14 protein-coding genes are annotated in these 16,816 nt (G+C 42.8%); 2 read left to right on the top strand and 12 right to left on the bottom strand.

The window, feature by feature from the left end:
* Positions 1-5: 5 nt before the first annotated feature.
* The 5 genes from BQ7480_RS03975 to BQ7480_RS03955 all read right to left on the bottom strand — a co-directional run bounded on the left by BQ7480_RS03975 (position 6) and on the right by BQ7480_RS03955 (position 5,025).
* Entirely contained in the window at positions 6-680 is a 675-nt protein-coding gene (locus BQ7480_RS03975; RefSeq protein ID WP_072541808.1) for a BamJ family beta-barrel-assembly machinery protein, read from the bottom strand.
* 13 nt (positions 681-693) lie between these two features.
* Complete coding sequence (locus BQ7480_RS03970) at positions 694-2,235, bottom strand: glycine--tRNA ligase (protein WP_072541807.1); 1,542 nt, start codon at positions 2,233-2,235, stop codon at positions 694-696.
* A 108-nt stretch (positions 2,236-2,343) separates the two neighbouring features.
* Positions 2,344-3,141 carry an MBL fold metallo-hydrolase gene (locus BQ7480_RS03965; protein WP_072541806.1) on the bottom strand — a complete coding sequence of 266 codons (798 nt, stop codon included), beginning with the start codon at positions 3,139-3,141 and terminating at the stop codon, positions 2,344-2,346.
* Positions 3,138-4,163, bottom strand: coding sequence for a UDP-N-acetylmuramate dehydrogenase (gene murB / locus BQ7480_RS03960; RefSeq protein ID WP_072541805.1), 1,026 nt, complete (start codon positions 4,161-4,163; stop codon positions 3,138-3,140). The genes BQ7480_RS03965 and murB overlap by 4 nt, the downstream gene beginning before the upstream one ends.
* A 4-nt stretch (positions 4,164-4,167) precedes the next feature.
* The gene (locus BQ7480_RS03955; RefSeq protein ID WP_072541804.1) at positions 4,168-5,025 is read right to left on the bottom strand and encodes a DUF4348 domain-containing protein; all 858 of its coding nucleotides are present in this window, start codon (positions 5,023-5,025) and stop codon (positions 4,168-4,170) included.
* A 146-nt stretch (positions 5,026-5,171) separates the two neighbouring features.
* Between BQ7480_RS03955 and pheS the strand changes: the two genes are divergently transcribed.
* Together pheS and BQ7480_RS03945 are read left to right on the top strand one after the other, a co-directional pair.
* Positions 5,172-6,191: a phenylalanine--tRNA ligase subunit alpha gene (gene pheS / locus BQ7480_RS03950; RefSeq protein WP_072541803.1), complete on the top strand. Its 1,020-nt coding sequence runs from the start codon at positions 5,172-5,174 to the stop codon at positions 6,189-6,191.
* Positions 6,192-6,325: 134 nt separating this feature from the next.
* Positions 6,326-7,525 carry an MFS transporter gene (locus tag BQ7480_RS03945; RefSeq protein ID WP_072541802.1) on the top strand — a complete coding sequence of 400 codons (1,200 nt, stop codon included), beginning with the start codon at positions 6,326-6,328 and terminating at the stop codon, positions 7,523-7,525.
* A gap of 10 nt (positions 7,526-7,535) precedes the next feature.
* Here BQ7480_RS03945 and BQ7480_RS03940 read toward each other — a convergent pair whose 3' ends face one another.
* The 7 genes from BQ7480_RS03940 to mobV all read right to left on the bottom strand — a co-directional run bounded on the left by BQ7480_RS03940 (position 7,536) and on the right by mobV (position 16,700).
* Complete coding sequence (locus BQ7480_RS03940; protein ID WP_072541801.1) at positions 7,536-8,672, bottom strand: hypothetical protein; 1,137 nt, start codon at positions 8,670-8,672, stop codon at positions 7,536-7,538.
* A 75-nt stretch (positions 8,673-8,747) separates the two neighbouring features.
* Entirely contained in the window at positions 8,748-9,572 is an 825-nt protein-coding gene (locus BQ7480_RS03935; RefSeq protein ID WP_072541800.1) for a tetratricopeptide repeat protein, read from the bottom strand.
* Positions 9,573-9,835: 263 nt separating this feature from the next.
* Positions 9,836-12,451, bottom strand: a complete 2,616-nt coding sequence (locus tag BQ7480_RS03930; protein WP_072541799.1) for a UvrD-helicase domain-containing protein — start codon at positions 12,449-12,451, stop codon at positions 9,836-9,838.
* A 14-nt stretch (positions 12,452-12,465) separates the two neighbouring features.
* Positions 12,466-13,125: a hypothetical protein gene (locus BQ7480_RS03925; RefSeq protein ID WP_072541798.1), complete on the bottom strand. Its 660-nt coding sequence runs from the start codon at positions 13,123-13,125 to the stop codon at positions 12,466-12,468.
* A 78-nt stretch (positions 13,126-13,203) separates the two neighbouring features.
* Entirely contained in the window at positions 13,204-13,782 is a 579-nt protein-coding gene (locus BQ7480_RS03920) for a hypothetical protein (RefSeq protein WP_072541797.1), read from the bottom strand.
* A 481-nt stretch (positions 13,783-14,263) separates the two neighbouring features.
* A complete protein-coding gene (gene erm(F) / locus BQ7480_RS03915; RefSeq protein WP_002682030.1) occupies positions 14,264-15,064 on the bottom strand; it encodes a 23S rRNA (adenine(2058)-N(6))-methyltransferase Erm(F) in 801 nt (266 codons plus the stop codon).
* A gap of 328 nt (positions 15,065-15,392) precedes the next feature.
* Positions 15,393-16,700 carry a MobV family relaxase gene (gene mobV / locus BQ7480_RS03905; RefSeq protein ID WP_007855989.1) on the bottom strand — a complete coding sequence of 436 codons (1,308 nt, stop codon included), beginning with the start codon at positions 16,698-16,700 and terminating at the stop codon, positions 15,393-15,395.
* Positions 16,701-16,816 lie beyond the last annotated feature (116 nt).

Below are 16,816 nucleotides of genomic sequence, written 5' to 3'. Positions count from 1 at the left end.
TGAATTTACTTCACTTTCAGGCTGTAGTTTTCAATTCCTTTCGGATGAATCACCTTCTCCAGCTTCAAATCGAAAATCAACATGGAGTTAGCTGGAATGGAAGACTGTGAGGATTCTCCATAAGCCAAATCTGCCGGAATATACAATTCCACACGCTGACCTTCCTTCATCTGCTGCAAAGCAGTCATCCAACCCACAATTAACCCATCAACCAATTGTCCATCTGTCCGTTTGGTCTGCATCGCCAGATGGCTAGGTACATGGATTTGCTCATCCAACTCTCCCGTATAATTCTGGTCGAACACCGTTCCGTTAATCAGCTTGCCACGGTAGTACACGCTGACACTGTCCGTAAACAAAGGAGTAGCTCCAGTGCCCGGCTCAATAATCTTCATATACACCGAGTCATTGACGCTGGCAGGCGTTTCGAAAGGATTGGTCACCACCGAACTTCCTCCCAGTCCGGGAGAGGTACTTTCATTTGCAATCTTGTAATTACAATATATCTCCCATTCTCCCGGATGCGTACGGGCCACATCCGCAATGGAATCCAAATAGCGGTCATTACGCACTTCCCAGTTTGCATACGGGTCTTCCACGGTCGTATCTTTCGCGCAGGATGCAAATCCGAAAGAAAGTACAAATGACAAGGCAATCAGCCAAAATAGGTTCTTGTTCATGTAGTTTAATTTATTACTGCAACGTTTTCAGCAAGCTGGTGATGCTGACTTTGTCGGCAATGATATTATTCAAATCTGCAATCGCCACACGTTCCTGTTCCATGGTATCACGGTTACGCAAGGTTACGCAGTTGTCTTCCAATGTCTGATGATCGACGGTCACACAATACGGAGTACCGATGGCATCCTGACGACGGTAACGCTTTCCGATGGAATCCTTTTCATCGTACTGGCAGTTGAAGTGGAATTTCAGGTCATCGATAATTTCACGGGCCTTTTCAGGCAGACCGTCTTTCTTGACCAACGGCATGACAGCCAGTTTCACCGGTGCCAAAGCAGCAGGCAACTTCAATACCACACGTGTTTCGCCGTTTTCCAGCTTTTCTTCGTGATAAGCGGCACTCATCACGCTCAGGAACATACGGTCCACACCGATAGAAGTTTCGATGACATACGGAATGTAGCTTTCGTTGATTTCCGGATCGAAATACTTGATGCTCTTGCCAGAGAATTTTTCGTGCTGGCTCAAGTCGAAGTTGGTACGAGAATGGATACCTTCCACTTCCTTGAAACCGAACGGCATCAGGAACTCGATATCGGTTGCCGCATTGGCATAGTGAGCCAGCTTTTCATGGTCATGGAAACGATAGTGGTCATCGCCGAAGCCCAGTGCCTTATGCCATTTCAAACGAGTTTCTTTCCATTTCTTGAACCATTCGAGTTCGGTTCCCGGTTTTACGAAGAACTGCATTTCCATCTGTTCGAACTCACGCATACGGAAAATGAACTGACGAGCCACGATTTCGTTACGGAAAGCCTTACCAATCTGAGCAATACCGAACGGAATCTTCATACGTCCTGTCTTCTGTACGTTCAAGTAGTTCACGAAAATACCCTGAGCGGTTTCCGGACGAAGATAAACCTTCATGGCACCGTCGGCAGTAGAACCCATTTCGGTGGTAAACATCAGGTTGAACTGACGCACTTCTGTCCAGTTCTTTGTACCTGAAATCGGACATACAATCTCTTCATCCAAAATAATCTGACGAAGTTCTGCCAGGTCGTTGGCATTCATTGCCTTGGAATAACGCTCGTGCAACGCATCGCGTTTGGCCTGGTGTTCCAGCACACGCGGATTGGTACTGCGGAATTCAGCTTCATTGAAAGCATCCCCGTATTTCTTGGCAGCCTTGGCTACTTCCTTGTTTATCTTTTCGTCGTATTTGGCAATCTGATCTTCAATCAATACATCGGCACGGTAGCGCTTCTTGGAATCACGGTTGTCAATCAACGGGTCATTAAAAGCGTCCACGTGTCCGGAAGCCTTCCAAATGGTAGGATGCATGAAAATTGCAGAATCGATACCTACGATGTTCTCATGCAGCAACACCATGCTCTGCCACCAGTACTGTTTGATATTGTTTTTCAGTTCCACACCGTTCTGACCGTAATCGTATACGGCTCCAAGTCCATCATAAATTTCACTTGACGGGAATACAAAACCATATTCTTTACAGTGTGAAACAAGTTTCTTGAAAACGTCTTCTTGTGCCATTTTTCCTATTATTTTGATTTTTTCTACTTAAATGTCTACTTAATAGGGCACAAAGATACAGATTTATCAACAAAAAAGCACCATAGGTATATTAATTTATCTTATGAGTCACTTCATCTTGCCGCTCTCATCCACCTCAAGCTGAAGTCCGTCGTAGGTCAGATAGACGTTTTCCTGCAATTGCGCCTGCACTTTCGCATGCAGCCCAATCTGATGACTCATGTGAATGAAGTAAGTTTTTTCGGCATGGATGCGCTGCGTCTGTTCCAATGCCTCGGATAAAGACTGGTGTGTCCAATGGGGTTCAATTCGCAAAGCATTCATCACCAGAAGCTTCAGGTCTTTCAGGCAATCATAGCTTTCTTCCGGCATTCTCGACATGTCGGTAATCCATGCCATCGGACCGATACGGAATCCCATGATGGGAAGTTGTCCATGCATCACGCGGAAAGGCACGACTTCCACTTCATTCCCCTCCATGCTGGATACAGTGAAAGGTACCCCTTCTTCTATGTAGTGCAAAGGGATATGCGGTACACCCGGATAAAGATTCTCGGCAAAACAGTAGGGCATCCGGTTTTTCAGGCGTGTGGCTGTATACTCCTCGGCATACACCGCTATGTCCCGGAAACGGCAGAAAGGGCGCAAGTCATCCAGCCCGCCCACATGGTCGTAATGCTCGTGCGTTATCAATACTCCGTCAATCGGGCGGTAATCGTTCAGGCGAATCATCTGCTCCCGGAAATCCGGACCACAATCAATCAGGATACGCACCCCGTTTACCTCTACCAGCCCCGAACAACGCAACCGGTTGTCATGCGGGTCATGACTGGTACACACTTCACACATACACCCCACTTGTGGCACACCCGTCGAGGTGCCACTACCTAATATTGTGACCTTCATTGCTTTTCTCCAATAAAATTAACTTCCGGACAAATGGCGATACCAAATTTCTCTTTCACCGAACAGACTATCGCTTCTGCCAGCCGGACCACCTCTTCTCCGGTGGCCCCACCCAAATTGACCAGCACCAACGCCTGCCTGTCGTGCACTCCCGCCCGGCCCAGATGTTTGCCCTTCCAGCCGCAACGGTCAATCATCCATCCGGCCGGAATTTTCACCCGGTTTTCATCCACTTTGTAGTGAGGCATATCGGGATAAAGCTTCAGCAACGCCTCAAACTGCTGCACCGGTACAATGGGATTCATAAAGAAACTGCCGGCATTGCCGATTTTCTCCGGGTCGGGAAGTTTCTCCTCCCGGATACGTATGATGATTCGTCGGAGAACAGCCAAAGAAAGTAGTCCACCCTCTTTTTCCAATTCGGAACGGATGTTCCCATAATCCAAATGATACACCGGATGTTTTTTCAGGCGATAAGTAACATAAGTGACGATATATTTCCCTTTCAGTTCCTGCTTGAAGATGCTTTCACGATACGCATAACGGCATTCTTCGTGCGTAAACACCCGCAGTTCGCCGGTTGCGACAGAAACCGTCTCGACAGACACAATCAAATCTTTCGCTTCTACCCCATAGGCCCCGATGTTCTGCACCGCAGACGCACCGACTTCACCGGGTATCAAGGAAAGATTCTCCGCTCCATACCATCCTTTCTGTACGGTATAATCCACTAGGTCATCCCACACTTCGCCAGCTCCGACACGCAGGTCCACAAAATCCTCTGTCTCCTGCACCACTTGCATGCCTTTAATACCGGAATGTAACACGGTTCCCGAATAATCGGACACAAACAGCAGATTACTTCCTCTTCCTACGTGCAAAAGAGGCGCATCCTTTTCCTGCCGTCCGTTCAAGAAACACTGCAGTTCATCCACTGATTCATATTCCACGAAACGAGCCGCCTTTACATCCATACCGAACGTATTATAAGGAAGCAATGAGTAATTTGTAAAGTCCTTCATATCGTCAATCGCTCAAATCTTCAAATCGCATCAGTTTCCATTCACCTCCGTAGCGTTCAAAATACAGCGTATTACTGAAACCGTTGCCAAATCCTTTAAATTCCACGACCTTATAGTCAGAATGTATATTCTCGGGCTGACCGTAATGCACATTGGTCATGCGTCCCTTCATCATCGGTGGACGGAAAGCAAACCATTGCCCCTGCTCCAAAGTTGTTTCAAGTATCTGAAACTCATCCTCCGGATCAGCCGTCACGAACTTCAGCGGATCGTGCAGACGTTCTTGCTGAAACAAGGAATCTCGTGAAAACCGCTCATAGAAAGCATAGAAGTCTTCCTTTCCATCTTCTTCGTCCGGCAATTTTTCCACATTGATGGCCTCCAGAAACCAGGAATCTTTTTTCCGCTGAAAATAATAACGCTTGATTCGCCGGTCTGTCAGAAAAATCCAGTCGACCTGCACACTATGCAGACTGGTATCTTTTTCAATTTCCATATCCTCTTCCTTATCGAAAAGGACGGTATAAGCCGGTTCCCGACTGAACAAGGGATCAAACTTCCAGCCTGCCTTCTGAATGCGGGTCACCTGTTTCCCTTTGTATAAAGAAAAAGGAAATACCACACGCGTCCGCTGAAACGCCTCATCGGAAGCGAAATTATAAAAGAAATCAGCAAAACTTTCATCTGCAGCCGCAGGAACCTGCTCCTCTACCACCACAGTGGAATCCTGAATGGAATCCGGATGTACTTTTATAGAATCAATTTGTTCAGTCAATGCGGCGAAAGGGTCTGCTTTCTTCTTCCCCCCTCCGCACGATACCATCAGCATCAGCAGACAGCATCCAAAGATTAGTCTTTTCATTTGGTTTCCTCAAATATCGCCGCAAAATTACCTTTTTTTTCCATTCATTGTCTACGAAACAAGAGTTTTCTTTTTTATTGAATGAAAAACAGAATTTTTTCAGTTTAAATCCTTACCTTTGCAGACAAAATAATTAAAGAAGAGATATGTTAGCAAAAATAGAACAGTTGCTTCAGGAAGTAAAAGCACTCTCCGCACAGAATCCAGATGAGCTGGAAGCTTTACGTATCAAATACCTGAGCAAAAAAGGCGCCATCAATGCACTGATGGCTGACTTCCGTAACGTACCTGCAGAACAGAAGAAAGAAGTAGGTATAAAATTGAACGAGTTGAAAAATCTGGCACAAGAACGCATTGCTGCTTTGAAAGAAACATTCGAGAATCAGGACAACAGTGCTGCCGAACTGGATTTGACTCGTACAGCCTATCCCATCAAACTCGGTACGCGCCATCCGCTGACAATTGTACGCAACGAAATTATCGATATCTTCGGTCGTATGGGCTTTACCATCGCCGACGGTCCGGAAGTTGAAGACGACTGGCATGTGTTCTCTTCCATGAACTTCCCTGAAGACCATCCGGCACGCGACATGCAGGATACCTTCTTCATCGAAACCCATCCTGACATCATCCTCCGTACACACACTTCATCTGTACAGAGCCGCGTAATGGAAGTGTCACAACCGCCTATCCGCGTGATTTGTCCGGGACGTGTGTACCGTAATGAGGCTATCAGCTACCGTGCCCACTGCTTCTTCCACCAGGTAGAAGGTCTGTACGTGGACAAGAACGTTTCTTTCACCGACCTGAAACAGGTGCTGCTGCAGTTCGCACAGGAAATGTTTGGTCCGGATACAAAAATCCGCCTGCGCCCGTCGTACTTTCCGTTTACGGAACCTAGTGCAGAAATGGATATCAGCTGCGACATCTGCGGTGGTGAAGGCTGTCCGTTCTGTAAATATACCGGATGGGTAGAAATTCTGGGATGCGGTATGGTAGACCCGGCAGTGCTGGAAGCCAACGGCATTGACAGCAAAGTATACACAGGTTATGCTTTCGGTATGGGAGTGGAACGTATCACGAACCTGAAATACAAAGTAAAAGACTTGCGTATGTTCTCCGAAAACGACACGCGCTTCTTGGAAGAATTCGAATCGGCCAACTGATTCTTGATTTTCCATACGCTATAGTAATAAAAACACGGATTACACCGGAAAAAGTGGAAAGGGAATTTCCCAGACTTCATCCTGTGTAATCCGTGTTTATCTATATACACCTCAATAATTACTCTCCTCCGAATATGCCAAAAGATAAACTGGTCACACCAAGTTTCTGCGCCATTCTGGCTGCTAATTTTCTGCTCTATTTCGGATTCTGGCTACTGACACCGATACTTCCGTTCTATCTGTCGGAAGTATTCCATACATCACACACTACCATCGGAATCGTCCTTTCCTGCTATACGGTTTCTTCCTTGTGCATCCGTCCGTTTTCCGGTTATTTTCTGGACACGTTTGCCCGCAAGCCTTTATACCTGCTGGCCTACTTCATCTTTACGCTTATTTTTGCCGGATACATGACTGCCACCGTATTGACCTTGTTTATCATTTTCCGTGTCGTTCACGGCTTTTCTTTTGGAATGGTGACCGTAGGCGGCAACACCTTGGTCATCGACATCATGCCTTCTTCCCGACGGGGAGAAGGACTGGGTTACTACGGACTGACCAACAACATCGCCATGTCCATAGGGCCGATGTTCGGTTTGTTTCTGCATAGTGGAGGGGCTTCCTACACCACTATCTTTTCGTATGCACTCGGCTCGTGCGTCTTAGGCTTCATTGCTGCCTGTATCGTACGCACTCCCTACAAAGCTCCCGTTAAACGTGCCCCCATTTCACTCGACCGTTTTATCTTACTCAAAGGACTTCCTGCCGGTCTCAGTCTGCTGCTGCTCTCCATTCCCTATGGAATGACTACCAACTACGTAGCCATGTACGCACAAGAAATTGGCATTACTGCAGAAACGGGATTCTTTTTCACCCTCATGGCGGTAGGAATGGCTGTCAGCCGGTTATTTAGTGGAAGACTAGTAGACAAAGGATTGGTAACCCAAGTCATCGCCGCAGGATTATATCTGGTCAGTGCCTGCTATTTTGCTTTGACAGCCTGTGGATGGCTCGTAGAATGGAGTCTGAGAATAACAACAATCATTTTCTTTCTGATTTCATTGCTGCTGGGTATCGGGTTCGGTACCATGTTCCCGGCTTACAATACCTTGTTTGTAAATCTTGCCCCCAACAACCAGCGAGGAACCGCTACCAGCACCTATCTGACCTCATGGGACGTCGGTTTAGGAATCGGAATGTTGACTGGAGGATACATCGCAGAAATAGCCACGTTCAAAATAGCCTACCTGTTTGGTGCCTCATTGACCGTAGTTTCCCTGCTGTATTTTCATTTCAAGGCAGGTCCTCATTTTGAAAGAAACAAACTCAGATAAAAAAGAAGGTTTAGTCTTTGTAGGTAAAGACAAAGATGTGTGACAACCGATTGTCCACTTCCGTAAGCTGTACAGACAAGATAAAGGAACGGAACAAATCGGCATGCCGAAGCATAAACGGCGGAAGATAAGAAGCATATTTTTCAGGGGACTCCATCACCTTTTCCATATCTGTCACCATAATATAAGAAGCATCCCGTGACAAATTGGATACACATTCATCAAACAAAGAATGGGAAGGCGACGCCGCTATCTGTGCCACACACGAATCCACCTTATTATGTCCTGACACAATAAGCAAACTGTCCGGTTCGCAAACCGTAGGAATCGCACGCACCGCCTCGATGGTACGCTGCTGGCAGTCTGCCGACTCATACATCTGCCCGCTCAAATAAAACACCTCGCTGTTCAAGTGAATATCATACTCACTCCAGCTGTGGCAAGCCTCCTTTCCTAAAAATGGAATGGATGCCGTACGCCCATAAATGGTAATGAAGTTGGCAGGTTGTGGATGATGTATGGAAGCAAATACGGAATCATCGTGAAGTGATTTATTATCCTTCACCGCATCAATCACCTCTTCAATCAGCTTCTTCTGATAGCTCACCACCACCAATCCGTCGGTCGTATAAACTGACAGATACTTTGTAGAACTAAGAGGATATATTTCTATTTTCTTTCCACGATAAACTTCCTTCTTCGGTGCAAAACCTACCCCATACCGACTTTGTACCGCCTCAATCAACTGATGTTTCCCTTCTTTCCCCGTACGGAAATAAGCTACCACATCCATGGCCGTATGAGGACGATGGAAACTCATCACCACATAATGCATCTGATATGAAAGGCCGTGTGCAGCCACAGAAGAATACTCGTTCAAATCAGACAAGAGATCATTAATCAAGCCGGAACGATGCAGCGTGTCCAACTGAGAGGAATAGGCCACCTGCGAAAAGGCGTGCATAAAATTATCGATATTATCAGTCTCAAGAACTCCTGCACAATTCTGAGGTACAAAATCGAAAACATCAATCTGGTGTTCCTTGTCGGCCATACTCAAACGAGCAAAACCATAGAAGGCAATCCCGATACAAAACAGTACCACGGAAAGTATAACTCCTAATTTTATGACCGAACGAATTTGCATTGTTACACGATTTTATGCAAAGATAGCAAAATCTTTTTAAAAAGTACAAACAAAAACGAACATATTTTTAGAAAGTCATTTGCACTGTTTTAATTTTTCCAGCAATTCCGCACGTGATACCCCCAAAGTTATGGCTTTTTCGTAAGCGTCACGAGCCTCCGACTTTCTTTTCAGCTCCAAGTAAATGTCTCCTTTCATTACATACGAGGCTGCATCCCGAGCATCTAATTTCAGCACCTCATCCAAGTCATATAAAGCCGCATCCAATTGTCCGTGCTCCCATTCCATATTCGCACGCATCTTCCACACCGAGACATCCTGCGGATAATCAGACACCAGGCGGTTCATGGCATCCATGGCCGACTGAAAGCGTCCTTCCTTCTCGTCCAGCATGGCCAGGCCGATACGGGCCGTTTTATTCTTCACATCCTGTTCCAGCACCACATTATAGTCTACTCGCGCTTCCTTGTATTCACGCCGTTGCATATAGATATAGGCCCGAAACAGACGAGCTTCCTGATTCTTCGGCACAAGATCAATCACGTTGCAATAATCCAGATATGCTTTCTGAAGCAAATCCTTTTCCAGATAAAGAGCTGCCCGGTTCAACAGCATAGCTGTAGAATACGGAATGATGTTCAACGCCAGTGAGTACGATTCAATAGCCTCATCCGTCTTTCCCAAGCGTTTCTGTACAGTTCCCAAATTGGAAAAAAGCAAAGCATTCCGTGCATTGTTCGGTTCAAGTTTCAATGCTTTCCGAAAAAGCTGTTCGGCCTGTACCAGACTGTCCTTCTTCACACACTCCATAGCCTGCTCAACGATTTCATTATACGACTGTGCCTGCAAGACACACACAGAAGAGAATATACTACACAAAATCAAGACTAAATATTTCATTCCTTATTTCTTTGAATTGATGCGAAGGTAGTATTTATAAATCGAACACGAAGACATTACAATATTTTTCCGTAATTCTGGAAAACTTCTGTTAGTACCTTATACAAAGGACTTTGGGATAATTACCCGTTTTTGAGGTAATGACTTGGCAACGGTACAATCTGCTGCGTTCTACCTTGAATTGCTTTCAAGTAACTCGTTTCTGTGTACAAAAATAATAGAATAGTCCGATGCACACAAGGTACATCAAAGAAAAAGTTCGACTATTTTTTTAGTTTGTTTAATCGCATTACAATCGAAGTTTGACTTCTACCCATTTTGTTTGCAATATATTTGACACTTTTACCTTCATTGTGCAGTTTCAATAAAAATTGGTCTGCACTTCTTGTCCATCTTTTATTGGCGTTAGGGTGCTTTACATAGCTTTCTTCTGACACCTTTTCGGGGTGCAAGAATTCATCCACAAATACAGACGGGAAACGCTTATCGTATAATACAAGCGTTTTTATCTTAGCCCTTGTTATTGCAACATAGAATAATCTTCTTTCTTCTCCGTATGGGAATTGGTCGCTCTTAGTGAGCACATAGTTAAGCACAGGGTCGTCACTCACCTGTGATGGGAAACCGTATGTATCTTTATTGCATTGTAAGAGTATTACATAATTCGCTTCAAGACCTTTTGACTTATGTACGGTTAAAAACTCTATTTTTCGTCCTCCTATCACATAGTAGAATCTATTACCCTCTTTAATTGATTGGTACATAAAAGAGAGGTAGTAATCATCAAAAGAGTAACGCCCCAATAGGAATATTGATTTATCCGATGGAATAGAAGCTACAAGTTGCCCTATCGTATTGCAGTAATCTCGTCTATCATAAGCATAGAATTCCAACTCGGTTCTCATTTCTGAGCTGAACGAATGGATATTCTTTTGTATTTGGGCTTTATTGCGTTGTATAAAGTTCGACGATAAAGAAACCAAAGGCTCTCCAAATCTGTATGTCGTTTCAATCTTGTTTATCTCCGTTGTTCCAAAATATTCGGGGAATTGATTGAATAGAGCCATATCACTTCCCGAAAAACGATAAATAGACTGCCAATCATCACCCACACAATACAACTTTGCAGGAGGATTACCCTCTCGCAATACTTTCAAGAAGTTGTAACGGTCAACAGAAATATCTTGAAACTCATCCACTATGATATAATCATATTCAACAGGGTGTGAAGTACGACATATCTCAGTGGCTTGAAGAATAGCATCGGTAAAATCAATTTGGTTACTATCGCTTAACGCATTTATGTAGCGTTCATATACAGGTTGAAATATATTCTTGATGATAAACACACTTCGTTCATCATCTGCATTTTTGGCTTGTTTCAAAACCTCTTTAACTGATTTACAACTTGATTTTACCAATGTAACGAAAGTAACAACAAGTCGTATAAACGCCTTTTCCTGCTTGCTGCCTTTGGGTAGTACTAAATCGTATAACTCCTCATCGGTCTTTTCTTGAATTGGTACACCTGCTTCAGTTAATAGTTTACGGAGTTTATCCCTAATATCAGAATAATGAAAATCTGCACTTGATGTTACTAAAAGTTGTGTGCCAAATTTCTCGTGAGCAGTTTTCTTCCAAGTTATACCATCATTGTATTTCTGATTGGCTTCTTCGTAGGTTATACCCTTATCTTTTGCGAACCAAGCAGGAACAAGCCCGTGTTCATCAACTCCGAAATGTTCAAGATAGATGCGTTTGGTTACTCCTCCTTGCTTAAAATATATTGAGAAGTCGGGACGATATTGTGAGTGCATCTCATCTGCTAATTGATGTTCGTATGGTTCTTCATATCTGAATTTCACTCCCAGCGAGGACAAAGCAAAACATATTTTTTGTTCTTGTTCACTTCTCACATATATGGCTCTGCCGTCCATATCGGGAAACATCGCCTTTAGCTGCACATTCTTTAGTCCTGATAATTGCTCCCGTCTTTCATTCTTGCGTTGTTCCCAATCAGCTTCATTCGTTTGGTAATCAATAAAGTATTCCACTATACTTTTCTTGAAAGACGATTTATCTAACAATTTGTGATATATATCTACAAACAATGAATCTGTATTGTCGCAAATAGATGGTTTTGTACCTGTCGTTTTGCCTATAATATCAATGGCTAACTTATGGAATGTGTAGCCTTTCAATCCATTGGTCGCCATTCTTTCGGTTAGTTCGGCTGCTGCTTTGTTGGTATAACTGATAAGTAAAATTCTTTCAGGTGCTATACCCTTGATTTCGGTGAGATATTTAACCTTACCGACAATTGAAGAGGTTTTACCACTACCTGCACTGCTGACTACTAAACAATTATCCTCTTCTGAAACAATTGAGCGTCTTTGTTGCTTGTCTAATGGGTATTTTAGGCAATGGTCAAAAAAGTCCCTGTGCGTGTCAAGTAGAAAGGTTATAACACCATCATTGTGTTGTTTTACAAGTTTGTTGATTCTTCCAAAGTCGTTAATGAATTTGGATATGGTTTCTGATGGAGTGATGTTAAAGGCTTCAAGTTTCTTCAGAAGTGAATATGCCTCTTGGAAATGCACCTTATAATGATTGATGAAATCTTTTTCTTGCGTTGCGGAGATTACCCTGCCATAAAAGCCATTATTTAAGTCTGAGGGAATATCTATAAACGCCCCCTCCTTAAGAGCCGATAATCTCTCTTTTGCTTGCTCATAATTTGATTTCTCGCTATATGCAGATATATGGTTTAGCTTTTCTGCAAGCTCTTTGGATTTGTTTTTTAGGCGTGTTCGTACCATCGCTATTACAATAACCGAAATAGCAATTATACAAATTACCCAAATGAACAATGGCTGCATATTGGAAGTAATATTTATCTGAATCTTTCAATCCATCTATAATCATCACCCTTAGTACTCCACTGAAATTTCCACATATCACCTGTATTATCGTTTATAAGATAGTATTGATACATACTTGTCAGTGGCTGAATAGAGAATATACACCTTTCGTTATTTTCTACTAATTCGTATTTATTTATAGGAATACAAAATAGGTTGTCTAAATCTTGTGTACTATATTGAACTTGCCATAGTCGTCCATTATATGAGTCCAACAATATAAATGTCCACATGTTTTCAGTGGCAAACATCTGAAATCTATTAGTCCAATTTGACGACTTCTCAGGATATGCAAGAGAAAATATGTTGATTGGTGCAGCAAACATGTAATCCTCACCCTTGACACTAAACTGGACTTGCCAATTCTTACCTGTATATGTATCAAGCATTATGAATGTCCACATATTCTGTGTTTCATAAAGGCGAAATCGTCCTTCTTTATCTCCTAAAATTTCTCTCGCACTACAAATTTCCCAAGACTGACCATCATCTTGAATTTGTTGTACTTCGCCTGTCATTGTATTTAAGCGAAGTTGATTATGATAGTTCCGAGTCTTATACATTTTATAGACTTGAGCATATGATGTAGAAGCTATAACCATTAAAGCGAATAATACGAAAAGCTTTTTCATAATTCTGTTATGTTATTATTTGACAATTAACGGATTCATGTACCAGACACATTTTGAATAAGTCGCATACATAGGATACTAAATATCCTCTAAATCTTTTTGAATTTTAGTTTCTACATTTTGAGAATCACGATAACGAATCATTACCATACCCTCATAAAAACCAGAAGTCTTTTCTATCGATAATTCAATGTTTCCTCCTGTTACCTCCCAAGCACTACCCCAAACAACAGTTCCTTGATGAACTTCTGCCATTAAAGCTGTATTGGAATCCAAATGGGCAGGGTTCTTCTCTTTTGAAATAGTCGGATTGCCATATTTTCGGGTGTATAAATCTTTATAATAGTTATAAGTATTAACAAGCGTATTCCATTCACCACTTGGGTCAAACAACACAGCTACGGCAAATACACTTTTCCCATCATCTGTAGCTGTTACACCTATAGTTGCATTACGACCTGTAAAGTCTCCCATAAACAATGCAAGATTGTTTTCACTGCCAATAGAAGTGAATCCTTTAGCTTTTAACTTCTGACAAAATTCAGTCATACTTCCCTCAATGGGAATTCCCTTAAAGGTAAGGTGTTCGGAACTACTTTGAGCATACGATGTCAAAGCAATTAAAACAAATGCGAATGATACAATCAACTTCTTCATAATTTGAATTGAATTCAAATCACAGAGAAGTGAATAGACAGTATTACCCGACAGAGCAACTACGACAAAGCAATGCCATCAAAAAAAATGACAGCACACACAAAGCATAGACTGATTGTCTTGCCCTAAAAGATTGATTGGAATTTATTCAGGACTGCCTATCACTTAGATAGAAGTCCAAGGTCTGCTGAAATACATAATTCAAAAATTGAAATTGCTTGACTGCAAATTTAGTAACTTTGCACTACAAATTAACGAGAAAGAAGAGAAAATGAAAGCCGACCGCATAACATCACCTATACGCAAGCAGGGGGTTCGTGCTTCGTAAGACAGGAAAGTGGTAAATTTAAAGTTCAGTTCATCGTAGGTAGCTTAGTGGTAAAAATCCCTGCCTGCGTATAGCTGCAAACCGTTATGCGGCAGCTTAAAAAAAGACGACACCAAACCAAAAAAATCATCTTGACAACCACCCGACTTTGAACTACGAAGGATGAAATTTTTCAGGGACAACTTCCAGCATTTCCAAAAAACAGTTTAACCATTGACTTGGAGACAAACAAACAATTTGAGCATTAAGGTTTAAACCGAATTTTTCCGAAATTGACCTGACCTGACTTTTCCTGAAAATCGACTTTAAAGCTGTTTTTACAGATAAATCAGGTTTCTCTAACAGACAGGAAATAAATGCTAAGTATTTGGCTTTAAACTTAAAATCAAAAAATAAGTGTTTTCTTTTAATGTTTAACAGGGCTGATTTGACAGTTGGCGGTGGCAAGAAACTTTCAGGACCTACCTCATAGACAAGTTTCAAATCAAAAAAAGTATGATAGAAAACGGTATATGGATTGTAAAGCTTCCTCGAAAATAACTTTTGTGTAGGTTCTAATTGAAGGACAATGGAACCTCCCAGAAAATTTCCAAGACTCTCAAACATCAGGATTTTGAAAATATCGGAAGTAATGCCATAAGGAATATTTGACACCACTTTGAAAGGAAATTTCGGAACTGCAAAATTCCTAAAATCACAACCGACAACTTGAACATTTCGGGCATCAGAAAATAATTTTCGTAAATGTTCAACCAAAGCTGTGTCGTTTTCAATAGCAACAACATTGTTGGCGATTTTTAATAAATGAACAGTAAGAAACCCCTTGCCTGCCCCAATATCTAAAACCGTATCCTGATTACTTATATTTGCTTGTCTTATTGCATCTTTTATTAGCACTTTATCAATAGTAAAGTGCTGACCCGTAAAACGAACGGGCAATTTCTTTTTTGTCATTAGTAACTTCTTACAGGTGAATACTTGTATTATATTTAATAAACATTTTAGTCCAACCTACGAAAAAGCGTGAACTACAAAGCCACACTCTTACTTGAAGGTCGTAGGAAACCATAGATGCAGATGTAACAATAGTAGCCCACGCTATATGCGTGAGAACCACTATGCTATCCTTGCATCTAATTGAAAATTTCCTACGTTTTCAAGTACAAGATAAGCATAACGCTTCTTCTTAATTCTAATATGTTTTGGAAAGAGTAGCCTCAATCCAATACAAAAGTATGAAAAATCCGTGATATACCATTCTACTATCACGGATTTTTTTGATTTACAGTTTCATACTTCTATTCTGTCTTGGCTTCGGTATTCCGATGGCTTCTCTAAACTCATTCATCTTCTTTCTGAACCAGTTCACGTGAGAAACCCCGTCTATCTTGAAATCGAATTTACCGTTTTCATCCTGTTTGATAGAGCAGACGGAGTGTCGGGTATCAAAACTTCGGTTAAATTCGGAAGAATAGAGTTCGCCTTTTATCCCGACCTCCTTGAACTCGCATAGTCTTCTGATTATTCCGTCATTGAACTTCAATCGGTCACGCAGGAAGTTTATTATAGGCATCAGCTTCTCCACATATGGAAAGTAGCGTCTGACAAAATCCGCAAACTCCGACAGCTTGCGGTGCTGTTGCTCGTAAGCGTTTCTTATCTCCTGTATCTGCTTGGCTTGTTGCCGTTCCCGTTGTCGGGCTTCGTTTTCAAGTTCAAGGATGCGGTCTTGCAAATCCTCGTTCCTGCGCTCCAACGATTTCATCTTTCCACTTCCGAAAAGAGAGCCCACACTGCTTGCAAGGGCGGTTGCCGTATCGGTGGCTGCGTTTTTGAGCTTGTCGGTACGGATTTCCGCTTTCACCTGCTTCAGTTCCTCCTGCGCCTCGGCTTTCTTCTCCTGCAACAGTCTGGTTTCAGTTTCGAGGACTTCATTCTTCTTTTTCAAGTCCCTATAATACTGCATGGTGGTGGTGTGCCGTGCTTCCGAACCCCGTACCCCACGCTGCAATCCGTATTTCGCCATCACCCTTGCGTAATTGTCGTGGTAGGCGACCAAGGTCTGGCGGTTGAACAGGTCATCGGCACACAAGCGGACGGAATTTGTTTTCTTGCGGTACTTGCGCTTACCGTCCGTTTGCTCTTTCTTGGCTTTGCGCCTTTCACCCGTCACGATGGGAACAACGGCTGCGTGGATGTGCGGAGTCTTCTCGTCCATGTGCAGATGTGCGGCAACCACATTGTCTTTGCCGAATGTGGCTTGCAGCCATTGGATGCTGTCGTTGCACCATTCATCGAGTTCTCCTTTTTCCTGTATGTTCATCATGTCCTCGTGCGTACCCGACAAAACCACCCGAACGACACGGACTTGGTCGTGTGTGATTTTCCGTCTGATGCCTGCCGTGTTCAGTCTGTGGGCAATCGCTTCATCCCTGCCGTGAACGCCATCGGGGTATTCGACAAGCACCCTGTTCAGATGTGTCCTTGTCGGGTCTGCGTTTTTAGGTATTATCTTTCTCTCTATATGGTCGGACTGCGTGGTGTCCGATGTACCCTTTGCTTTCTTAATGTCCAATGAAAAATATCCCATTTTATTTCTATTTTGCGGTTATCGTTATGTTTCTTCTCTCTGCCTGTGGCATCGGCTCACAGGGTTTATTATGCAAATGAACCCTTGCTGCACTCGGCATAATCCAAACGAGTTTG

It is taken from the genome of Bacteroides mediterraneensis (genome assembly GCF_900128455.1).
In the GTDB taxonomy this organism is placed as follows: domain Bacteria; phylum Bacteroidota; class Bacteroidia; order Bacteroidales; family Bacteroidaceae; genus Phocaeicola; species Phocaeicola mediterraneensis.
Note: the sequence above shows the minus strand (reverse complement) of the source record. Positions and strands in the feature narration are given on the sequence as shown.